The 16,630-nt window shown below is 44.9% G+C and carries 16 protein-coding genes and 1 riboswitch; of the genes, 3 read left to right on the top strand and 13 right to left on the bottom strand.

Going from position 1 to position 16,630, the window contains the following annotated elements; genetic code table 11:
* Window positions 1–49: 49 nt before the first annotated feature.
* The gene (gene pruA, locus AAGU76_RS18795) at window positions 50–1,642 is read right to left on the bottom strand and encodes an L-glutamate gamma-semialdehyde dehydrogenase (RefSeq protein ID WP_342487060.1); all 1,593 of its coding nucleotides are present in this window, start codon (window positions 1,640–1,642) and stop codon (window positions 50–52) included.
* Window positions 1,643–1,915: 273 nt separating this feature from the next.
* Here pruA and ric point away from each other — a divergent pair, with 273 nt between their 5' ends.
* A complete protein-coding gene (gene ric / locus AAGU76_RS18790) occupies window positions 1,916–2,635 on the top strand; it encodes an iron-sulfur cluster repair di-iron protein (protein WP_342487059.1) in 720 nt (239 codons plus the stop codon).
* A 179-nt stretch (window positions 2,636–2,814) separates the two neighbouring features.
* Here ric and AAGU76_RS18785 read toward each other — a convergent pair whose 3' ends face one another.
* A complete protein-coding gene (locus AAGU76_RS18785; RefSeq protein WP_342487058.1) occupies window positions 2,815–3,522 on the bottom strand; it encodes a Crp/Fnr family transcriptional regulator in 708 nt (235 codons plus the stop codon).
* A 219-nt stretch (window positions 3,523–3,741) separates the two neighbouring features.
* Here AAGU76_RS18785 and AAGU76_RS18780 point away from each other — a divergent pair, with 219 nt between their 5' ends.
* Window positions 3,742–3,921 carry a hypothetical protein gene (locus AAGU76_RS18780; RefSeq protein WP_342487057.1) on the top strand — a complete coding sequence of 60 codons (180 nt, stop codon included), beginning with the start codon at window positions 3,742–3,744 and terminating at the stop codon, window positions 3,919–3,921.
* 89 nt (window positions 3,922–4,010) lie between these two features.
* On the opposite strand, the gene AAGU76_RS18775 is transcribed toward AAGU76_RS18780, so the two are convergent.
* From AAGU76_RS18775 to AAGU76_RS18730, 10 genes are all read right to left on the bottom strand, one after another.
* Window positions 4,011–4,871, bottom strand: a complete 861-nt coding sequence (locus AAGU76_RS18775) for a DegV family protein (RefSeq protein ID WP_342487056.1) — start codon at window positions 4,869–4,871, stop codon at window positions 4,011–4,013.
* The gene (locus tag AAGU76_RS18770; protein ID WP_342487055.1) at window positions 4,864–5,433 is read right to left on the bottom strand and encodes a DUF1836 domain-containing protein; all 570 of its coding nucleotides are present in this window, start codon (window positions 5,431–5,433) and stop codon (window positions 4,864–4,866) included. Before AAGU76_RS18770 ends, AAGU76_RS18775 begins: the two co-directional genes overlap by 8 nt.
* Before the next feature lie 139 nt (window positions 5,434–5,572).
* On the bottom strand, window positions 5,573–8,245 hold the full coding sequence (locus AAGU76_RS18765; RefSeq protein ID WP_342487054.1) for an S-layer homology domain-containing protein: 2,673 nt from the start codon (window positions 8,243–8,245) through the stop codon (window positions 5,573–5,575).
* 27 nt (window positions 8,246–8,272) lie between these two features.
* Entirely contained in the window at window positions 8,273–9,025 is a 753-nt protein-coding gene (locus AAGU76_RS18760) for an ECF transporter S component (RefSeq protein WP_342487053.1), read from the bottom strand.
* The gene (locus tag AAGU76_RS18755; protein ID WP_342487052.1) at window positions 9,004–10,692 is read right to left on the bottom strand and encodes an energy-coupling factor transporter ATPase; all 1,689 of its coding nucleotides are present in this window, start codon (window positions 10,690–10,692) and stop codon (window positions 9,004–9,006) included. The genes AAGU76_RS18760 and AAGU76_RS18755 overlap by 22 nt, the downstream gene beginning before the upstream one ends.
* Window positions 10,665–11,555: an energy-coupling factor transporter transmembrane component T gene (locus AAGU76_RS18750; protein ID WP_342487051.1), complete on the bottom strand. Its 891-nt coding sequence runs from the start codon at window positions 11,553–11,555 to the stop codon at window positions 10,665–10,667. The genes AAGU76_RS18755 and AAGU76_RS18750 overlap by 28 nt, the downstream gene beginning before the upstream one ends.
* Window positions 11,552–12,352 carry a DUF4430 domain-containing protein gene (locus AAGU76_RS18745; RefSeq protein ID WP_342487050.1) on the bottom strand — a complete coding sequence of 267 codons (801 nt, stop codon included), beginning with the start codon at window positions 12,350–12,352 and terminating at the stop codon, window positions 11,552–11,554. Before AAGU76_RS18745 ends, AAGU76_RS18750 begins: the two co-directional genes overlap by 4 nt.
* A 4-nt stretch (window positions 12,353–12,356) precedes the next feature.
* Window positions 12,357–13,505: a prenyltransferase/squalene oxidase repeat-containing protein gene (locus AAGU76_RS18740; protein ID WP_342487049.1), complete on the bottom strand. Its 1,149-nt coding sequence runs from the start codon at window positions 13,503–13,505 to the stop codon at window positions 12,357–12,359.
* A 109-nt stretch (window positions 13,506–13,614) separates the two neighbouring features.
* A riboswitch (cobalamin riboswitch) is annotated at window positions 13,615–13,831 on the bottom strand.
* The gene (locus AAGU76_RS18735) at window positions 13,818–14,609 is read right to left on the bottom strand and encodes a TIM barrel protein (protein WP_342487048.1); all 792 of its coding nucleotides are present in this window, start codon (window positions 14,607–14,609) and stop codon (window positions 13,818–13,820) included. Its footprint overlaps the riboswitch before it by 14 nt.
* Before the next feature lie 148 nt (window positions 14,610–14,757).
* The gene (locus AAGU76_RS18730) at window positions 14,758–14,940 is read right to left on the bottom strand and encodes a hypothetical protein (RefSeq protein ID WP_342487047.1); all 183 of its coding nucleotides are present in this window, start codon (window positions 14,938–14,940) and stop codon (window positions 14,758–14,760) included.
* Window positions 14,941–15,065: 125 nt separating this feature from the next.
* On the opposite strand from AAGU76_RS18730, the gene AAGU76_RS18725 reads away from it, so the two are divergent.
* The gene (locus AAGU76_RS18725; protein WP_342487046.1) at window positions 15,066–16,067 is read left to right on the top strand and encodes a zinc-dependent alcohol dehydrogenase family protein; all 1,002 of its coding nucleotides are present in this window, start codon (window positions 15,066–15,068) and stop codon (window positions 16,065–16,067) included.
* A gap of 39 nt (window positions 16,068–16,106) precedes the next feature.
* On the opposite strand, the gene AAGU76_RS18720 is transcribed toward AAGU76_RS18725, so the two are convergent.
* A complete protein-coding gene (locus AAGU76_RS18720) occupies window positions 16,107–16,541 on the bottom strand; it encodes an Rrf2 family transcriptional regulator (RefSeq protein ID WP_342487045.1) in 435 nt (144 codons plus the stop codon).
* Between the last annotated feature and the right edge of the window lie 89 nt (window positions 16,542–16,630).

Raw genomic sequence — 16,630 nt, 5'->3', positions numbered from 1 at the left:
AACATTAAGCGAATATTACAAAAGGGTAAGAATTACGGATTGTATTGCATTAAGCAAGATATTCCTTTATTACTCTTGGGCTCAGCCAGCGAATGAGATTAAACTTTGAGCCCGCCTTGTCATTTGTTCCTGATTTTCTTGAACCTCCAAAGGGCTGCTGTCCAACAACAGCACCTGTGGGTCTTACATTGATATAGAAGTTTCCGGCTGAGTGAATCAGGGTCTTTTCCGCCTCTTCGATTGCCTGCCTTTCTTTTGCAAACACAGCTCCGGTTAGACCGTAAATCGATGTTCTGTCGCAAAGTCTTAAAATTTCCTCATAATCTTCATCATTATAAACATATATTGTTAAAACCGGTCCGAATATTTCTTCTTCCATGGTCTTGAAGCGTGGGTTGTCCGTGAGAATAACAGTGGGCTGTACAAAGTATCCCCTGCTGTCTTCGCACTGTCCTCCTGCTATTATTTCAGCATCATGAGAATTTTTAGCATAATATATGTATGATTTTATCGTTTCATATGATTTCCTATCGATTACCGCACCCATGAAAGTATCAACTTCCTCGACATCTCCAACTTTCAATTTCGCTGTCTTATACAGAAATTCCTCCTTAATATCAGTCCATACTGTTCTGGAAATGTATACCCTTGACGCTGCAGAACATTTTTGCCCCTGAAACTCGAATGCACCGTCCACAAGCCCCTGTATAAGCAGACTTCTGTCGGCGGAAGGATGAGCTATTACATAGTTCTTGCCCCCCGTCTCTCCTACTATTCTTGGAAATGTCCTGTACGATGCTATGCCGGTACCGATTTTTGTCCACATATCCTGAAACACTTTCGTGGAACCGGTGAAGTGCAAACCGCACAGATGCTCGTTTAATAGCACTGCATCACTTATATCTCCTGAGTCACCGGGAATGAAATTGATGACTCCATCAGGAAGCCCGGCTTCCTGGAACAATTTGAACACAACGTATGATGAATATACAGTGTTTGATGCAGGCTTCCACACAACTGTGTTTCCTGCAATTGCAGGAGCTCCTGGAAGATTGCTCGCTATTGATGTGAAGTTGAAAGGCGATACTGCAAACACGAATCCCTCCAACGGCCTGTACTCAGTCCTGTTCCATATTCCTTTTACTGATATGGGCTGCTCCCCGCTGAGTTCTACCAAACAGTATGCGTTAAATCTTAAAAAATCTACAAGCTCGCATGCAGAATCAATTTCAGCCTGTTTATACGTCTTGCTCTGTGTCAGCATTGTTGCAGCATTAAGTCTTGCTCTCCATGGTCCGGATGCAAGTTCAGCAGCCTTAAGAAAAATTGCAACCCTCTGCTCAAGCTTCATTCCTTCCCATGTTTTTTTTGCCTTCAATGCTTCCTCTACTGCTAGTTCTGCTTCTTTTCTTCCTGCTTTGTGATACTGGCCTATCACAAGGCTGTGATTGTGAGGAAGAGCACATTTACCGATATTTCCTGTCTTAATCTCCTTACCTCCAACTATGACGGGAATATCCAGGAATTCATTCTTTATTCTTGACAGCTCCTTTTCAAGTTCTGCCCTTTCCCAGCTGCCTGCAAGATAGTTCAGAACAGGTTCATTTTCAAACTTAATATCCCTTATAGTACTGTTGCTCATTATTTCTCCTTGTGTTTAGTAATTATTTTTTTATTATTTCGTTCTATATTACATCTCTTTTGAATTTTTAGCAACTATTATTTTTCATTATTTTATTAACTCGTACTTTTAGTAAAAATAATTTAGTTATCACTTCAAATAGAAAAGAATTTCTTTCGGGCAAATTGAAAATTTGATTTGAATCAATGAATTTGACGTATAAATGTTGTATCATTCGGGTATGGATATGAAATAACTAACAGGATAATAATCTAAATATTACAGTAGGATATTATGAATAAATTCAACAGCACACAAAAAATAGGAAACATCGCTACGGAATTCCCGAAATCAAAAGACTTGTTCAAAGAATACAGAATAGATTTTTGCTGCGGAGGTGAACGTCCTCTGATTGAAGCCATAGAGGAACAGCATCTTGATGAAGTGGAAGTTGTGGGAAAACTAAACAGCTTGTATGAAGCATTTGCCAATGAGCAGGATTCGGAAAAGAACTGGCAGGCAGCACCTCTGAGCAGCCTGACGGAACACATCGTAAACACGCACCACGCGTACCTGTGGTCTGAACTTCCGAAAATCAGCAGGCTGTCCACCACAATCCTAAGGGTTCACGGAGGAAGCCATCCGGAGCTTTCAAGAGTTCACAAGCTGTTCCACACGCTTAAGATGGAGTTGGAGCTGCACCTTTCTAAGGAAGAAGAGCTGCAGTATCCTGCAATCAAAAAATTTGAAACTTCCGGCAGTTCTCATGACCTTAAGGAAGCGGTCAGAGTCATACGCGAACTTCAGGACGAACACACCGGAGCAGGAAACATACTGAAAGAGCTGAGAACCATAACAAATGACTTCACAGCCCCCGAAGACGGCTGCGAAACATATGAAATGACCTATAAAAAGCTTGAAGAGCTTGAATCCGATGTTTTTCAGCACATACACCTTGAAAGCAACATCCTGTTCCCAAGGCTTTTCGAGCTGGAAGAAAAAGCAACTCAATAAAACGAAATCTCCTGCAAAAGGAGATTCCGTTTGATGACAAAGTATATTTATGGACGTTGTCATTCTGAGGCGTAGCCGAAGAATCTCATGTTTTCAATAAAGATGGGATCCTTCACTATCGTTCAGGATGACAATCGGGGTATATCAATAGTATGAATCTCCTTTAAGGGAGAACTTTTTCATTTCATAAGCTTCAGAGCATCTGCATCCAATACGATAATTTTTCTCTGGCCGCTCAGCCGTATGATACCCTCTTCCTGAAAAACAGACAGCTTTCGGCTGAGGGTTTCCTGAGAAGTTCCTATGAGGGATGCCAGATCTTTTTTGCTGACAGGCAGCGTCAAAGTGATTTCCTTGTTCTTGTCAGCATCAGGATTTTTATCAATTTCAAGCAGCAGGTAATTGGCTATTCGCTGTTCCACATCCCTGAGCCCTATCTGTTCAATAAGCTCTTCAGATTCTTCTATTCTTCTGGTGTAGGACTGCAGAAACTTGATTGCCATTTCAGGTTTCCTAAGCAACAGCTCCTTTACCGTCCTGCCGTTAATTATGCAGATTTCCGAATTCTCAAGCGCCTCTGCATTGTTATTCATGACCGTGTTGGAAAACATGGAAAGTTCACCCATGAACCCGCCGGGTTCAAGTATGCGCAGTATCTGTTCCCTGCCCATGGCTGAAATCTTGTATATTTTCACCGAACCACTGTTCACCACAAAAAGGCTGTCGAAAGAATCTCCTGCCATAAAAATGCTTTCTCCCTTTTTGTACTTCCTGTGAACTGAAGCGTTCATTATGCTTTCCTTTTCTTCCGGATCCATATCGTGGAATATGGGCACGTTGTCAATGCACAGTCTTCCATGCCTTGCACAGCAGGTACATCTATCCATATTGAACCTCCTTCTCATTGTTGTACTACTACTATATCAACTAACCGGAAGTTTTGCAAGCAGATGCATTGGATGTCTATGTCATCCTGCAGCAGTATAGTTTCATCCCTAATTTTTTACAATATAAAACTTACATTTTACACTTTAAATGAATTACGTTTACAAAACTGTCATATAGTTAAATAAGACCGTAAGGACAATAATTTCAAGGGGGAACCTATGGGCATGTCGCAGGAGGAATTTAAAAACACTTTATTGAAGGATTACGCAGAACTGAAAAAACAAAGGGATAAGGAGTACATGGATTACGTTTCAATTGCCAGGTACAGGAGAAACCAGCACCGGAAAAAATACTTCAAATTCTGCAATGAAATGAGTGGTTCAGCAGCTTCAAGATGATTGTGCCCATATAAAAGGGGGAATCCAGAACGGTGGATTCCTCCTTTTTACTTAACAACTGCAGTCTGATACTCTGCCCGATTTATCAATCAATCATCAAGGTCAAAACACCCTATGCCTATGAGTCCCGGGCCAGTGTGAACTCCCAGAGCCGGAGATATCTGACCTTCCATGAAAATTGCCGCACCTTCTATATACGGCTTCATTCTTTCCTTGATATTTTCAGCCTCTTCCTGGGCATAGCCGTGGCAGACAGCCAAGTAATAGCTTTTCTTGCCCTTCAGCTTGTTCTGTACAATTTCCATGAGCTTATTGATGCTTTGCTTTCTTCCTCTGACCTTTTCAACAGTGTAATAGATACCGTCTTCATCGCAGGCTATGATGGGCTTTATGTTGAGCATGCTTCCAATCATTCCTTCCACCCGTCCAAGCCTTCCTCCCTTCACAAGATAATGGAGAGTCTGAAGGCTGTAGTAGATGTGTGAGCTTTGAATTTTGTCTTCTACTTTCTTAACGATTTCGTCGAAGCTCAGATGCTTTTCGGCCAGCTGTGCTGCATAAACAGAAAGAAAGCCGGAACCAAGCGCTATGTTTTTCGTGTCTATGACAGCCGTCTTGATGTTTTGAAATTCGCTGCAAACCGTCCTGACGGCGTTGTAGGTGCCGCTGAGCCCTGAAGAAATCACCGGAATTATTATCTCCGTGCACCCGTCCGCCGCAATCCTTTCTATCATTTCTCGTATTTCCCCCATTGTGGGAAGGCTTGTGTGTGGTATTTCGTTGTGCAGGTTTTCATATACCTCTTCTGGAGTGATATCGATTCTGTCGTGGTATGATTTGTCCTTGTAGTTGATGCTTAATGATACCTGGTAGATGTTGAATCTGTCCAGCAGCACTTGTGGAATGTCAGAGCATGAATCTGTCATTATTGCGATTTTGTTTTCATTCATGGGCTTCTCCCTTTTTATTTGGTGTATTTGCATTTATTTTTGTTTCAATTATTTTCATTGTCAGCATTCTGTTTGCCAGTGCGGTTGTTATTGAAGAAATGGCAAGCCTGTCATATTCTATGTGCACTTTTTCCGTTTCATAAACTTCCTTTTTTTCAACAATAGGCATAAAAACTCTCTTCATGGCATCCTCCAGGGCTTCGCAAAATGCATCATAGGCCCCTTCACTGCCATACAGCGATGACTGGAGCTGAATGCCGTTTTTGATTTCCGAAATGGGCAGTATCTGCTTAAGAATTGTTATCACAATCATCTGAACCGTATGCAGCCTCTCGTACTTCTTCTTTACAGGCTTGGGAATCATTCCCCACTTCACATAATTGTTGACCATGCTCTTGGTTATGAGATTGTCGTTGTCCAGCTTCATGAACGACAGTTCATCCTTCACTATCTGAAGCAGCTGGTCGCAGTATATGGGAAACTTCGGCAGCTCCTGCCATCGGGTGAGCCTCACCTGGCTCATAAGCCTGCTGTATTCATATAAATCCAAGTTATCTTCCATATGTCTACCTTTTTCTTTAACGATTTTATGTAGTTATTATAACTACTTAAATAATAGGCTATACAGGGTCAATTGTCAATAAAATAATAAGGGGCTCCGGAAAAATCCGGAGCCCTGAGATACAATTGAAATCATTCAGTTACTTGCTTATTAAGTTCATATACCTGTACATTACTGCTGCTACTTCTGCCCTAGACATTGGTCTGCTGCCTCTGAATGTGTTGTCTTCATAGCCGTTCATAAGCCTTTCTCCTGCGGCGTACCTGACACCTTCAACAGCCCAATCCGGAACATCTGAAGCATCTTCGAAGCTTAAGCTGCTGCTTGTTTCATCACCGCTGAGCCTTCTCAGCATAACCGCTATTTCGTACCTGCTGATGGTATCCTGCGGTCTGAAGTTTCCGTTTTCGTCACCCTTGACAATTCCGTTTGCAAAAGCCTTGGCTACATAGCCATCATACCACTGTGAGCTGTCCAGGTCGGCGAAGGTACCTGTTGCTGTTCCGGCATCACCGTAGCCCATGGCTTCGGATATGATCTTTACAAATTCAGCACGGGTTATTGATCTGTTTGGTTCAAAGCCGTTTCCTGTTCCGTTTATTATTCCCATTCCTGCAAGAACCTCAACTGCTTCCTTTGCCCATGCCATATGTTCACCCACATCGTCAAATGATACTTTTCTTTCTGTTTCAACAACTGCAAATTTTGAGAAGTGATCAGTCCTGAATACCACAAGGCCTGTCTTCATGTCTATGACGCATGGAATGACCACCCACCTGTCGTCTGACTGGCTGTAGTAAGCAGCTGTCAGTCTTTCTGCATGGGTGTCATCGTCCAGGGCTATTCTGATTCCAATGACAGCAGGTTCATCAAACTTTGTGCCTTCAGGTCCGAACTCGTACACAGAAGATTTTATCCTTACGGCAAATTGTTTCGGATAATCCTTTTCTACAAGTTCGCTGACAGTTATGTTTGTGTTTTTGCTGAGGGAACCTTCAGCCATCAGCAGCGAAACTTCACCGTCGGAGTATGCAGACTCTTTGCCTTCATACTTAAGTGTCCATGAGGACTTGTTGTCTGCCAGTTCCTTTGAAACCTTTGACGCTTCTTCCGCTGTCATTTTGTTTTCGGAGTTAAGAACGGTATTTTCATCCCTTATTTTTCCGGCATAATCACGCAGCGAATCTGAGGTTTCAGTGCTTTTTGCAGCGGTTGCTGCTAGTGCGGAAGAAGAAGGCCAATCGGGTATGCCGTCCATGGATGACTTGCTGTACCACCACAGTACCTTGTCTCCGCTTTTCACGGTCTTGTTCACAGCCAGAACATTGGGCAACCTGCCGTTAACCGCATACATCCATCCGTTGAGGCCCTGGTTTTGTTCGCCGTCTATTTCCTCAACAAATCCGTAGGTGTCTCCGAACTCCCAGTCAAGCCCGGTTGCATCCAGCGCACTCATGGCCGTTCCGCCAAATTCATCGCTAGCTGAAACCGTTACGCTTTTGGGTCCGTATATTACGTCTCCTGATTTTCCGATGACTGCCACTTCAACCTTGTAACCCACTGCTGCTGTTATTTCGCCTATGGACAGGGCAATATTTGAAGAGCAGCCTCCATAGGACACTGTCATTTCAGCTGTTCCTGTTTTCTTTGCACTGACGGTTCCTGCACTGCTTACTTCCGCCACGGTTGAATCGGAAGATATCCATGATGCTGAATCCGTCACATCCAGGACAGAACCGTCAAGCTTAACTGCGTATGCCTTCAGCTGCTTTGTGCTTCCGGCACTCAGCTGGGCAGAATACACGTCCGGTTTCACAGCTATGACGGAATCTGATGATATTGATGCACCAAGCTGCAGATAAGCGTCAAGAGCCCATGTGGTGCTCGAAATGTTTCCGAAGTTTCCGTCTGAAAAACTATCCCCAGCCATATAATCAACCGGGCTTTTGCCTGCAGAGCTAACTAGAGCAGAAACATCCTCTCCCAGAACATTTGCTGTGTAAATCATCTCCGAGGTGTCTGTTGTAATATCATCCCAGCCGTCCACAAAACTTCCGTCCGCCTGCTGGCGGCTTTGCATCCATGACGTTGCGCTGTCAATGGCTGCTGAAATTGCAGAAGCAGTTACTGATGTTGTGCCTTGAACACCCTTAAGCACCCTTACCGCCTGAGCAGTGGACATGAAATCCTGGTAATCCCCCGAAGGCCATGCTCCCGAAAAATCCTGAGCGTTTAACACATACAGAGCCGCCTTGTCATCATTGAATCCGTAACCTGACAGTGTGCCTTCCCTTCCAAACAGGTCGTAGGCGGGAAGGTTGCTGTATACGCTCCATGCTCCGCTGTCAAGTTCTCCTGCTTCGTTTTGTCTACTTTTCAGCATGCCTATAAGAGCTGCTGCCCTTTCAGTTTCTCCCAGGGCCTTAGCAGCCAGGTAATCCTGAGCAACTCTCTTGGCAGATGCATTATCTTCTTTTGATATTGTATCATCCAGCAGCTTTACCACTTCATCGGCAAAATTTGTTCCGCTGCGTTCCCAGCTGCTTAAATCAGCTCCTGCCTTTGCCAGTATGTATGCGTCGTAGGAGCTGAAGGTATTGTATCCTCCTCCGTCCACCGCTGTTCCCATAACGTAGTTTTTGTAACTGCTCCTGACAGCTTCAAGCGCATACCTGTCCAGGGCTTCATCTTGAGAAGCTGTCACTGCCCCAGCAGATGATATTCCAAAGGGCATTCCCGCCAATAGAAGCGTGATTGCCAGGACAAAAGACATTGTCCTTTTAAAATTCTTGAATCCTTTTTTTAATAACATGTTCTCCTCCTTGTTGTTTAAATATATTTAACCTTTCCTCATCATTCCGTACTTCAGCTTTATTCTATCCAGCCTTTCAATCATTGGTACCGAAAGGACGTGCATGAAGAAGACCGTTGAGAATGCGTGGATTGTGTCGTAAGGTATTCCCGATATGTATGCCGCCATCAAAGCTGATTTGCTTATTTTGCTTGTATACATGGCAACGGATGCAAAATTCATTATTCCCCCATAGATCATGTACGTTGAAAGGCAGCCGAATACGCAAAGATCAAATTTCCTTTTTTTCAAAACCCCTGCCTTATGCAATGTTCCCGCAGCAAATCCTATGAGCCCGAGACTTATCATCTGCCACGGCGTCCAGGGCCCCTGCCCAAATATGAAGTTTGATGCAAAGGCAGAAAGGGCTCCGGTTACAAAACCTGACTCAGGGCCGAACACCACTCCTGATATGGCCACTATGGCTATCATGGGCTTGAACGCAGGTATCATGAAAAACATTGCCCTGCCTGCAACAGCAGCAGATGACAGCACTGAAATCACGATTATCTCCCTTGCCTGGGGCTGTCTGTTTTCAAACATCATGAAAAATGGTACCAGGACGTAAATGATAATCATGAGACTTATGAAGTAATACTTCCTGTCATTGAGAAAACTAACTCCAAACCATATGGTGACCGGTATGAGCACTGTGATGATGAAAGCAGATACTGCCGTCCGCAGGCCTTTTGCCTTTTTTCCAGAGGCTTCCCCTTTGGTTATGAACAGTTTTTCCTGCACAGTTCAATCACCTCCCCGGCCGTTACGGTATTTTTGAATATGTTTCTTGAGATTCTGTTGGCAGCGGTTGTGTAGAAGCTGTTTCCGGAGAAAAATTTTTCCGGTGTGTCCGTTGCTACGATGGTGCCGTTGAAAAACAGCGAGCACAGATCCGCATACTCAGCACAAAATTCTATGTCATGAGAAACCATTACAATGGTTGTTCCATCCTTTTGAAGCTTTTTCAAAATTTGAGCCAGTTTGTTCTTGAAGTGGCTGTCAAGAGCCTTTGTTGGTTCATCCAAAAGAAGTATCCCTGGTTTGAGAAGAAGTATCTTTGCCAGGGCCGCCTTTTGCTGCTCTCCTCCGCTTAAGTCATAGGGATGTGAATGCATCAATCCTCCCAGCTCCAGCAAATCTGCTGTGTTTTTTACTTTTGCTTTTTTCTCCTCAGCATCAATGCTGCTGTCCAGAACCTCGTACAGGTCTCGTTCAAGCGTCATTTCTGAAAACAGGGACTGCGGGTTTTGAGGAAGCACTCCAAGGTTGTTTCTGAAAAGTTCCCTGACACCCAGCTTTCTTATGTCCTTTCCGTCTATGAGAATCTTTCCCCTGTAAGGACGGTTGAGCCCCCAAATGAGAGAAAGGGCTGTGGTCTTTCCGGTTCCGTTTCCTCCCACTATGGCATAAAACTGCCCCTTCCTGACCTTCATGGACAGGTCTTTGATGATGTCTTCTCCGTCTCGGTCATACCTGAACCATGCATCGCAAATCTCCACCGCTGTTTCTTCGTCGGAGTTTAATTCATCCCTCTTCAGGGACAAATCATATTTTACTTCTCTTTTTTCAAACAAGGTGTCCATCCATTCCCGGCCTTCCCTGGCAGTCAGGGGCAGGTCCTCTGTGACTGCGCCAACATGGTGAGAAACCTCTGCAGCTATCCTTAAGGCTGAAGGCATGGCCATAGACATGTGGTGATTTTCGCTTACAATCTTGCTGCCTGCCTGGCGGGGCGGCCCGTCAGCTATGACTGCTCCTCTGTCCATTACAACTACCCTGTCGCTTATGGAAAAAACCTCTTCAAGCCTGTGTTCCGACATGATTACGGTGGTGCCGATGTCCCTGTTGATTTTCTTAACGGTTTCAAGGAAGTCATTGGCGGCGATGGGGTCCAGCTGGGATGTGGGTTCGTCAAGTATGAGCACATCCGGCTGCATTGCCATTATGGATGCGAGGTTAAGAAGCTGCTTCTGTCCTCCCGACAGCTGTGAAACATCCTTCATGAACCAGGTTTGAATCCCAAAGAAGCTTGCCATCTCAGCCACCCTCAGCCTGATGGTCCTGTTGTCAAATCCCAGACTTTCAAGTCCGAAGGCCAGCTCATGCCAAACCTTGTCCGTCACTATCTGGTTGTCGGGATTTTGCATCACATAACCTATTTTTGAGGTTTGCGTCCTTTCATCGGACTCCTCAAGGATTCTTCCCCTGAAAAACACCTCCCCGGATTTTATGCCGAAGGGCGCCAGGCATGTTTTCATGTGCCTCAGCAGCGTACTTTTGCCGCATCCGCTTTTGCCGCATAATGTAACAAACTCGCCTTGTTTTACAGTCAGATTTATTTTTTCAAGAGCCGGGCTTTCCCTGTTGGGATAGGTAAAGCTCAGATTTGTGATTTTAAATAGCTCCATTTTATTTCCTCCGCAGCGTCAATGATCAGGGGCATAAAGCACAAGGCCATGAACGAAGCATGCACTGCCAGTGCTGCCCCTGAAACTGTTGCAAACTTTACCGTCGGGTAAAACCTGATTTTTAAAAATCCAAGAAAAGCGCCCATCATAAAGGCTGTTGCCAGCAGCGCCATGGCAAGGGCAGCTCCTGCATCCCTTCTGTCGAAGCGATAGTTTGAAAAGCTGGTCCTTCCCTTAAGCCCGAATCCCCTGGACTTCATGCTGTCTGCCGTTTCAACGCCGTTTTCAAGGGACCATGTAAGCATGATTGAAAGTATCTTAAGGCCCCCTGACGCCCTTTCAAGAATTCCTCCACTTGCAATGTCCCTGCCAAGACACTTTTGACCGTTTGAAACAACCTTTGCCTGTGCTTTGTATCTGGGAACAAACCTCAGCACCATGGACAAAGTCAGGGATAATGATGGCATTAAACGTCCGAACAGGTAAATGAGCTTATCGGACGTTATCACATGATTAAAGCAGCCAAACCACATGATGACAGTTCCAAGCATGACGGATGAAACTGCTCCATAAACGCAGGATTCAAGCGTCAGAGGATTTCCACTTGGGAAATACCACAAAACCGTGGCTCCCTCGTGAACGAAGAGAGGATTAAACACTGCTGCAACCACCATGGCAGGCATCAGGAAAAGAAGGTTGAACTTCAGCGCCTTTCTTTTGTTCAGCTTCGCCGAATATGCAAATGAACTTGCAAAAGATATGAGCAGCACCGCAGGATGCAACGCAAATATTGATACACCTATGACCAGAGTGAAAAATGCCAGATTAATCAGCGGATGATAGGTGCTGAATGTGTCTTTCATTGCTTTGAACCGTCCTTTCCGTCAAAAGCCGCCCCCACATCTCTTCCCAGGTCGCAGGTGTACCTCCATTGGATCACATCATTTTCAGACAATTTGTACTGGCTGCTTCCGTAATTGGGAGACTTGCCGTTTACCAGGTAGACCCAGCCGCTCAGCTCACCGCAGTCAAGCTCGTAAAAATTTCCTATTCCTTCTATGTAGTCTGAGTTATACAGCGGATTCATTGAGTATTCCATATGAATCCTGTTGTTTTTCATTTCCCTCAGAAGCACGTCAAATACGGTCTCACCCTGGTAGAACACAACCTCACGGGCTCCATATATAATTCCGTCCTCCGGTAAGATGTCCTCCTTTTCCGGATTCAGCCTGTCCATGTTGTCAAGTATGGTTTTGCAGTCCACAGACAGGGTGCATTTTAATTCTTTTGCAGCATCTGATTCATCGGCTTTGGAAGCTTCAGCTTCTGAAGGTTGGTTCACGGTTTCATTTTCAGCCTTGGCACCGTCATCGTTTTTACCATCCACGTCATCCGAAGGATCGGCATCCTTAGACGGTTTTGCAAGGACATTTTCAGCTGCAGGCGTTTCATTGTCATCATTCAGTTCCTTGTCCTCCGGAAGCACATCCTGCTTTCCTGTTTGAGTTTCAGGCTGTTCAGAATGCGCCACTGCTGCTTCCTCGTCTTTCGCAGTCGGTGTATTGCTGTCCAGGCCTTCAGCTGCCAGCTGTAACGCCAAAGCTGTGCACACTCCCAGAAAAAAAAGCAATAAAACTATCCAGATTTTCCTGTTCTTCATATTGTCACCTTCTGCCTTGTACAGCTGCAACCCTTAAAATCATACCTGCCAGCCTGGCTGCAGCTTTTCTTACTGCTGATATCTCTGGTGAGATTTCGCTGTGAAATTCCTTTTGGTCCGGATTCTCAAGGCTGTCATGCTTTGAAGACTCATTGTACGGCCTGTTCACATCGCTCATGTCGTACAGATTTGTTTTGCCTGATAGAAATCTTTCATATGCGGCAATCGCATAGAATGCTTGGTTGGTTGCAAGCTCATCCACTGGTGTCCCTTCCGTATGCATGAAACCTCCGGCAGATTTTTTGTAAAACTTGTTTATGAGATTTGACACCACAGTATTTCCGTTCTTGACGAACCTCACATCTCTGGCAGGATCTATACCCAGGGAACACAGGGCCACCAGAACCTGGGATGCGCTTTCAGAGTTCTCGTATCCCCATGATTCAAAGCCTCCGTCATCTTTCTGCATGCGGGAAAGAGCTTCAACAGCCCTGTCTGCTGCTGCCTTCACATCTTCTCTGTCCATGTAGCTTGACAGAGATTGCAAAACCATGGCCGTCACATCCGGGTCAGCATTGCTTTCGCCCATGGACCACCCGCCGCCGGGAAGCTCCCTGGAAACCATCAGATCCACCAGCTTTTCACGGGAAGTCAGGTTATTGACGCCTTCCGCTTGAGGCACAGCGTACCCTCCCGCATCAAGGGCAATAAGCGCCCATACAGCACCGTTTATGCCCTGGCTTACAACCTTGTCATAGTCCGACAGTTTTTCCAGCAGATTGTAGCCCGCTGCATCAGCAGGGTCCTTTCCAAGAGCGGTCAAAGCCAGAACAGCGCTTGAGTACTCTGAATACTTTCTCTGGTTAAGCACTCCTCCCCTGGACTTGAGCTTTTCTTCCAGGCTTTTAACATAAATGTCATAATATTTGTCAGGAACATCCTTGCCGGAGCGTGCCAGGCCAATGACTGACCATGGATTTTCTGCCGAAGAGATGTTGTTCATAAGACTCAGGGACACGTTGTCCATAACTGCCCCAATTCCGTTGTCCGCAGCGGTTGCGGCCATGGCAGGCAGCATAAAGCTTTGTGCCGTAACAAGACATAAAACGATGCTTATTGCCCTAAAACACTTCATGTAATTTTTCTTATTCATGTTCTCCTCACCTTTTTTTGCAAAATAAAAAGCACTTGCCGATATTTGTTCGGCAAATGCTCAACATTCTTATATAACATATATATCCGCACTGTTCCTACCAGGAAAACAGCCAAGAGCAATTGTCGGCAAATATCCTGACTTTGCTTCATAGCTTCCTTCGCCTTCCCATCATAGACAGTGGCTGCCGCTTTAGCGGCTGAAGTTTGCTCAGCGTACACAGTGACCGGTTCGTGCGGGATTCTCACCCGACTTCCTTGCATAATAACAATCATAGTATTCAATTTCTACAATTTTAACATAAAGCCAAATTCATTTCAATATGTCATTTATGACATTTTTTTCATATATCCAGCCGTTGTCCTTCAGCCACCGAACTGATTCATTACATTGGGAGTTTTCAACGGTAAATGTAAGACTGCTGCGGGAATTTTTCGTAAGCTCTTCCAATACCCTGTTCATGTCAATGTGTCCGATTCCCAGAGGCCAGTGGTAGTCGTCGGACATGTCGTTGTTGTGAAGGTGGGCATGACCCAGCCATGGGCCGAGGGTTTTTATCCACTCCGTCAGTTCCAGCTTGGATTTGCAGAAGGCATGACCTATGTCCAGGCATGCTGTCACCCTGCTGTCATTGATTCCTTCAATGATTTCAGCCAGCGTTTGGGGCTCATCCTCCAGCACATTTTCAATCATGATGCCGAAGTCTACAGGCTTGTCGCTCATAAACTTCTTCCAGAACTCCACGGACCTTTCCTTGAACCAGCTTTTGAAATAGAAGAAGGGAACATAACCTGTGTGAACAACCATCCTTTTGATGCCCAGATCACGAGCCAAAGCATAGGACTGCTCAAACCTTTTAAATGCCAGCTCCACTGCCAGGGGATCCACTGCAGCAGGGAAAAGCTCGTTGAATGGAGCATGGAAAATGTGTCTGTCTGAAACACTCATCTTTTTCCTTACCCTTAAATCAATCTCCTTAAAAATTTCCCCGTCCATGTTGGATGCGGTGCAAAATTCATCCACCTCGATGCCAAGCCCGTATTCACCTGCAACCTGTGCAGCATCACACGCGATTGTACCCACATAAAGTCTGTCGTTAATCATTTTTTCTCCTGACGTTACATATTCCAAATCATGAAATGTACTTACATTATATATCAGCCTTAGAAATAAGTCCATACGAAGCTTTGATCTCCGGCTGCCGCAAATGAAAAAGCCCCGGATACCCGGGGCTAAAAGTTACATCTGACTATTATTCGCATACCTCTGCCTTTGCACATTCGGAAACGCCTTTTTCCATGGTTCTTGCACATTCTGCAACGGACTGTCCGCCCTTGTTAACAGCCATTTCTGATACCATGTTGGCAGCATAGGCCTGTTTTGTGGATCCAAGCAATATAACTGAAGCTATAAAAACATATAGTAATTTTTTCATTTTTCCCTCCGTTTTTTATTTAATTATATTCAATGCATGTGTAGAATTTATGAAGCAAAAAAAGTATTAAAGAAAAATAAATTGGGTATAAGAATAACATAAAAACAAATAAAAGGAGTATGACAATGAAAGCAATGGTATTGAACAAAACAGGGGGTCCGGAAGTTTTTGAACAGACAGAGATTCCAAAACCTGAAACGAAACCGGGATACGTGCTTGTAAAGGTGGCAGCAAGCAGCCTTAACCCCCTTGAAACAAAAATCAGATCCGGTCTTACACCAGCCATCATTCCTCCATTTCCGGCGGTACTTAATGCTGACTTTGCTGGTGTGGTTGAAGATGTTGGAGAAGGTGTAAGCAGGTTTAAAAAAGGAGACCAGGTCTTTGGATTCGTGGGAGGAGTAAAGGGCGAATGCGGAGCACTGGCCCAGTACACGCTGGTGGACCAGGACCTAATGAGCCTGAAACCCGCCAACACTGACTATGAAACGGCTGCCATGTATCCTCTCGTGAGCATAACCGCCTGGAGGGCAATAATGGAAAAATCGGAAATCAAACCAGGCTACAAAGTTCTCATACACGGTGCCGCTGGGGGTGTGGGGCACATGGCAGTTCAGTTGGCAAAGCTGCAGGGAGCCATTGTTTACGCCACTGTATCCGGAAGCAGAAAAGCTGAAATAGCAAGAAAATTTGGAGCTGATTACACAATAAACTACAAGGAATCAGAAGTAGAGCAGTATGTAGCCGAAAATACAAACGGCAAAGGCTTCGATGTGGTTTTTGACACAATCGGAGGAAACAACCTGCTGAACAGCTTCAAGGCAGTCAAAATAGACGGGCTTGTCTGCACAACCAACACAAGGGTATCTCTTGACCTGGCCATGATGCACAGCAAGGCAATCGGCCTCAAGGCCATATTTATCGTGCTGCCTGTCCTGACCGGAAGCAACCGTCATGAAATAGGAGACATCCTAAACCAGGTTAAAAATCTTGTAGAAGAAGAAAAAATAAGCATCCTGAAGGACAGCAGCAGCTTTAAGTTTTCTGAAATAGGCAAGGCCCACGAATACTACGAATCCGGAAAGGCTGCAGGGAAGATCTCTCTTGTAAATGATTTGAATGGATAGCAAAGGCCCTAAATGCATGAGGGCCTTTAATATTTGATATCATATTATGAAGTTGTTGCTTATCTTTTGCATGTGCCATTCGACCAGATCAGCCAGGGTTATGTTGTCAACCACATTGTTGATTGCATCATCAAGCCTTCTCCAAACTTCTATGGTGACACAGTTGTCAGTCCTGTTGCATTCGCTGCAGTCTTCAACGCAGGCAACCGGAGAAAGGCTGCCTTCCGTAAGCCGCAATATCATGCCGACCGTGTATTCCTCAGGTGATTTTGCCAGCTTGTACCCTCCCTGGGCACCTCTGACGCTCTTAACGTAATTTGCCTTGCTTAAGGCAGTCACTATCTGCTCAAGGTATTTTTCCGATATTTCCTGCCTTTCAGCTATATTTTTTATTTTGATATATTCGCCGGTGTTGTTCAAGGCTAGATCCAGCATAAGTCTGAGCGCATAGCGGCCCTTAGTAGAAATTTTCATCTGTCCATGGCAAAGTTGTTGCACTTTGCCAACTTCACTTCCTTTCAGCAATAGAATTTTCGGAAAATAATTTGCAGATCAATGGATGT

This window comes from Sedimentibacter sp. (assembly GCF_038562225.1).
GTDB lineage: Bacteria > Bacillota > Clostridia > Tissierellales > Sedimentibacteraceae > Sedimentibacter.
The sequence above is the reverse complement of the archived record's forward strand: the minus strand, read 5'-3'. Positions and strand labels throughout refer to the sequence as shown.

Bases quoted from the DNA above. Each gene is read 5' to 3' on its own strand.
- pruA (WP_342487060.1), bottom strand. From the start codon at position 1,642: ATGAGCAACAGTACTATAAGGGATATTAAGTTTGAAAATGAACCTGTT.
- ric (WP_342487059.1), top strand. From the start codon at position 1,916: ATGAATAAATTCAACAGCACACAAAAAATAGGAAACATCGCTACGGAA.
- AAGU76_RS18785 (WP_342487058.1), bottom strand. From the start codon at position 3,522: ATGGATAGATGTACCTGCTGTGCAAGGCATGGAAGACTGTGCATTGAC.
- AAGU76_RS18780 (WP_342487057.1), top strand. From the start codon at position 3,742: ATGGGCATGTCGCAGGAGGAATTTAAAAACACTTTATTGAAGGATTAC.
- AAGU76_RS18775 (WP_342487056.1), bottom strand. From the start codon at position 4,871: ATGAATGAAAACAAAATCGCAATAATGACAGATTCATGCTCTGACATT.
- AAGU76_RS18770 (WP_342487055.1), bottom strand. From the start codon at position 5,433: ATGGAAGATAACTTGGATTTATATGAATACAGCAGGCTTATGAGCCAG.
- AAGU76_RS18765 (WP_342487054.1), bottom strand. From the start codon at position 8,245: ATGTTATTAAAAAAAGGATTCAAGAATTTTAAAAGGACAATGTCTTTT.
- AAGU76_RS18755 (WP_342487052.1), bottom strand. From the start codon at position 10,692: ATGGAGCTATTTAAAATCACAAATCTGAGCTTTACCTATCCCAACAGG.
- AAGU76_RS18750 (WP_342487051.1), bottom strand. From the start codon at position 11,555: ATGAAAGACACATTCAGCACCTATCATCCGCTGATTAATCTGGCATTT.
- AAGU76_RS18745 (WP_342487050.1), bottom strand. From the start codon at position 12,352: ATGAAGAACAGGAAAATCTGGATAGTTTTATTGCTTTTTTTTCTGGGA.
- AAGU76_RS18740 (WP_342487049.1), bottom strand. From the start codon at position 13,505: ATGAATAAGAAAAATTACATGAAGTGTTTTAGGGCAATAAGCATCGTT.
- AAGU76_RS18735 (WP_342487048.1), bottom strand. From the start codon at position 14,609: ATGATTAACGACAGACTTTATGTGGGTACAATCGCGTGTGATGCTGCA.
- AAGU76_RS18730 (WP_342487047.1), bottom strand. From the start codon at position 14,940: ATGAAAAAATTACTATATGTTTTTATAGCTTCAGTTATATTGCTTGGA.
- AAGU76_RS18725 (WP_342487046.1), top strand. From the start codon at position 15,066: ATGAAAGCAATGGTATTGAACAAAACAGGGGGTCCGGAAGTTTTTGAA.
- AAGU76_RS18720 (WP_342487045.1), bottom strand. From the start codon at position 16,541: ATGAAAATTTCTACTAAGGGCCGCTATGCGCTCAGACTTATGCTGGAT.